At 73.3% G+C, this 3,745-nt stretch carries 1 protein-coding gene and 2 pseudogenes; 1 reads left to right on the top strand and 2 read right to left on the bottom strand.

Features of this window, described 5'->3' with window-relative positions; all coding sequences use genetic code 11:
• Both smc and JNW91_RS30310 read right to left on the bottom strand, forming a co-directional pair.
• Positions 1–2,495 (bottom strand): annotated as a pseudogene (smc, locus tag JNW91_RS30315) (chromosome segregation protein SMC); the annotation flags it as partial.
• 349 nt (positions 2,496–2,844) lie between these two features.
• Positions 2,845–3,039, bottom strand: a complete 195-nt coding sequence (locus JNW91_RS30310) for a hypothetical protein (RefSeq protein ID WP_007456482.1) — start codon at positions 3,037–3,039, stop codon at positions 2,845–2,847.
• 373 nt (positions 3,040–3,412) lie between these two features.
• On the opposite strand from JNW91_RS30310, the pseudogene JNW91_RS30305 reads away from it, so the two are divergent.
• Positions 3,413–3,745, top strand: a pseudogene (locus tag JNW91_RS30305) (CAP domain-containing protein); the annotation flags it as partial.

Below are 3,745 nucleotides of genomic sequence, written 5' to 3'. Positions count from 1 at the left end.
TCCCGTGCGGCCCGCTCCGCGGTGGCCTGCCGGGCCAGCGAGTCGGCCCGGCCGGCGATCGAGGAGACCCGCTCCTCGGCGGTACGCACGGCGAGCCGGACCTCCATCTCGTTCTGCCGGGCCTGCGGCACCATCGCGGCGAGCTGGTCCCGTTCCTCGGTGGAGGGCTCGGCGTCGACCGGTGTCTCCTCGGCCAGCCGCAGCCGCTCCTCCAGCTCGGCGAGCGCGGTGAGGTCCCGTTGACGGGCCGCCTCGGCGCGGGAGCGGGAATCGCCGAGCCGGTCGGTCTCCGCCTTCGCCGAGCGGGCCGCGCGCCCAGCTCGGCGAGCCGGCGGGCAGCGGCGTTGCGGTGGCTCTCCGCCTCGCGCTTCTCGGCGGCGGCGTGCTGCACGGTCTCCTTGGCGGCGGCCACCTCGGCGCGCGCCTCGACGAGCTGCTCGCGCAGCTCCGCGCCGGCCCGCTCGGCGGCGAGGCGGTTGGTGCGAGCCTCCTCGACGGCCGCCTGCACCTCGATGTAGCTGGGCGCCTTGGCCGACCCGCCGGCCGCCGCGTACGCCCCCACCACGTCCCCGTCCGGGGTGACGGCCCGCAGCTCCGGATTGCCGGCGACCAGCTCCGCCGCGGCGGCCAGATCGTCGACGAGTGCCACGTCCCGCAACGCCCGGTGCACCGCCGGACGCAGTTCGGCCACGCACTCCACCAGGTCGGGTGCCCAGCGGGCGCCGTCGGGCAGCTTCGGACGCAGCGCGTCGGCGGAGCCCGTCATGCCGGGTCCGGCCGGACTGCCGACCAGCAGCCCGGCCCGGCCGGCGTCGGAGATCTTCAGCAGCCGCATCGCCTCGACGGCCTCGTCCACCCCGCTGACGGCGACCGCGTCGGCGAGGCCGTCGAGCGCGGCGGCCAGCGCGGCCTCGTTCCCGGGGGCGACGGTGAGCAGACCGGCGAGGCTGCCGAGCAGGCCGGGCACGTCGCCGGCGCGGGCGAGCAGCGCACCCGCCCCGTCCTTGCGCCGTAGGCCCAGGGCGAGGGCCTCCTCGCGGGCCTCCAGGTGGCGGCGTCCTTCTCGGCGGCCCGCTCCGCGTCGGCCAGCGACCGGACGGTGGCCTGCGCCCGTTCCTGCTCGGCGACCGCCTCGGCGTGCCGGGCGTCCAGGTCGGCGTTGTCCCGGTCCGCCTCGGTGGACTGCGCCGCCACCGCGTCCAGGTCGCCTGCGCCTGCTCGGCGCGGGCCAACGCGTCGGCGTGCGCGACGGCGAGCCGTTCGATCTCCTCGCCGGCGCTGGTGGTCCGGGCCCGGGCCGAGTTGACCTGGCCGGTGAGCCGGGCCATCCCCTCGCGCCGGTCGGCGATGGCCTTGGCGGCGGCGACCAGCTCCCGCTCGGCGGCGGCGAGCTGCCGTTCCAGCTCCTGGCGGTGCTCCACCGCCTCGGCCAGCCGGATCTGGTCGTCGGTGAGCGCCGCGCGCAGCTCCTCCTCCTGCTCGCGGACCCGCTCCGCCTCGGCCTCCAGCTGCTCCGGGTCGCGGCCGGGCCGCTCGTCGTCGCCGGTCGCGCTGAGGTGTCGCAGCCGTTCCCGGGCCAACTGTTCGATCGAGCGGAAGCGTTCCTGCAGGGCGGACAGCTTGTACCAGGTGTCCTGGGCGGCGGCGAGCAGCGGAGCGTCCTCGGCCAGCGCCGCCTCCAGCTCACCGAGCCGGCCCTGCACCTCGGCGTGCTCACCTTCGATCTGCTCGCGTCGCTCGCGCAGCGCGGTCTCGTCGGCGATCTCCCGGTCCAGGGTGGTCCGCAGGGTGGCCAGGTCGTCGGCGAGCAGTCGCAGCCGGGCGTCGCGCAGGTTGGCCTGGATGGCGGCCGCGCGGCGGGCCACCTCCGCCTGCCGGCCCAACGGCTTGAGCTGGCGGCGCAGCTCGGCGGTGAGGTCGGTCAGCCGGTTGAGGTTGGTCTGCATCGCGTCGAGCTTGCGCAGCGCCTTTTCCTTGCGCTTGCGGTGCTTGAGGACGCCGGCCGCCTCCTCGATGAACGCCCGGCGGTCCTCCGGCTTGGCGTGCAGCATGCCGTCGAGTCGGCCCTGGCCGACGATGATGTGCATCTCCCGGCCGATGCCGGAGTCGGAGAGCAGCTCCTGGATGTCGAGCAGCCGGCAGGAGTTGCCGTTGATCTCGTACTCGCTCTCGCCGGAGCGGAACATCCGGCGGGTGATGGAGACCTCGGTGTACTCGATGGGCAACGCGCCGTCGGTGTTGTCGATGGTGAGGGTGACCTCGGCACGGCCCAGCGGCGCGCGGCCGGCGGTGCCGGCGAAGATGACGTCCTCCATCTTGCCGCCGCGCAGCGCCTTGGCGCCCTGCTCGCCGAGCACCCAGGCGATGGCGTCGACGACGTTGGACTTGCCGGAGCCGTTCGGGCCCACCACGCAGGTGATCCCGGGCTCCAGCTTCAACGTCGTGGCGGAGGCGAAGGACTTGAAGCCCTTCACCGTCAGGCTCTTGAGATACACCTTCTCGATCCTCGTCCGGTGGCCGCCGTACCGTCGCCGGCTGCGCGGACCTGGGTGAACCCGCAGACTAACCCGGTGGCGCGAGCGGGCCGGCACGCGACCCGCCCCGGAGGGCGTCGGTCGTGGGCGCGGGACGGGTTCCGACGGTCGCGCGGGAAAGGCAAGCGCCTTTCATGATCGGCTTATCCGTCGCCGCGTTTCCCGGGAAGTGCCGGCACGTTTCCGGTGCGACCTACTACAAGATCAGGAATCGTCGAACGCGAAAGGGCCGGACAGCGTTGCGCGCCGGCACTTGACGTGTCGGCGCGCTTTTCTGCGATGGTGCGATTCAGTTTTTCCGACCCGAAGATCAGGTCAGCGCCGGCTCGGCCAGACGGAGCAGGTCGTCCGCCTCCGCCGCGGCCGCCGCGAGCCGATCATTGTCGGCACGCAGACGCGTGATCTCGAACTCCAGTGCCTGAACCCTGGCACGCAGCCGGGTGACCTCGTCGAGCAGACGCCGGTCGGGCGCTGCACCTACGTGGCCGTAGAGGGCCTTCGCCATGCTGACTCCTTGATATGCGCTGCCGGAAAGGCCGGCCAACGCGCGCCCATTTGTACGCGGCTGTCATTCCAGGCTGTATCTGGGCATGACCGGGCGCGACTGGCGACACCTATATATTGAGCCGCAAACCCCTCCTTCGTCAAGTTCTCGCAGGCCGTAGATCATCTCCACGTCGACCTGTCCACTTGTCGGGGGGCTGCCTTCACGGCACGGACACGCTCTGTCCGGACGCCTTTACTGTACGCCCGGATTCGGGGAAGTCAGCACCTTGGCGTCCGACTTCCCCTTAACTCTTCCTTAGCCACGTTGCCGCAGGTCGCGGGCGAGTCGTAGCGTCACCCGGGCCAACAACCGACCCCGTGGAGGCAAAGGCGTGTACGGCTGGACCGACCCGATGGACCCGAACGGCGCACCCCGGCGCGCCGAGCGGCAGACAGACGAGCCGGACTGGCTGAGGGACCGCCCGGAACCCCGGTCGGCCTACCTCTTCGGCGACGACCCGGACCGACCCGGCGACGAATGGCAGCGCGAGGAGCCCACCGCCCGCTGGCAGTCGGAACCGGCGGCCCCCGCCGACGCGCACACCGCCGCCCGGCCGACCCACCCACCGACCGACGCCCCGACCCACTGGCACGGCCGCGCGGACACCACCGCCGGCTGGCACGCCGACGCGGACGCCGAGGCCGACGACGCCTGGGGCACCGCC

The sequence above is a fragment of the Micromonospora parastrephiae genome, from assembly GCF_016802865.1.
Lineage (GTDB): Bacteria > Actinomycetota > Actinomycetes > Mycobacteriales > Micromonosporaceae > Micromonospora > Micromonospora parastrephiae.
The sequence above is the reverse complement of the archived record's forward strand: the minus strand, read 5'-3'. Positions and strand labels throughout refer to the sequence as shown.

What these genes read in the sequence shown, in the direction of transcription:
- JNW91_RS30310 (WP_007456482.1), bottom strand. Translation starts at nt 3,039, where the DNA reads ATGGCGAAGGCCCTCTACGGCCACGTAGGTGCAGCGCCCGACCGGCGT.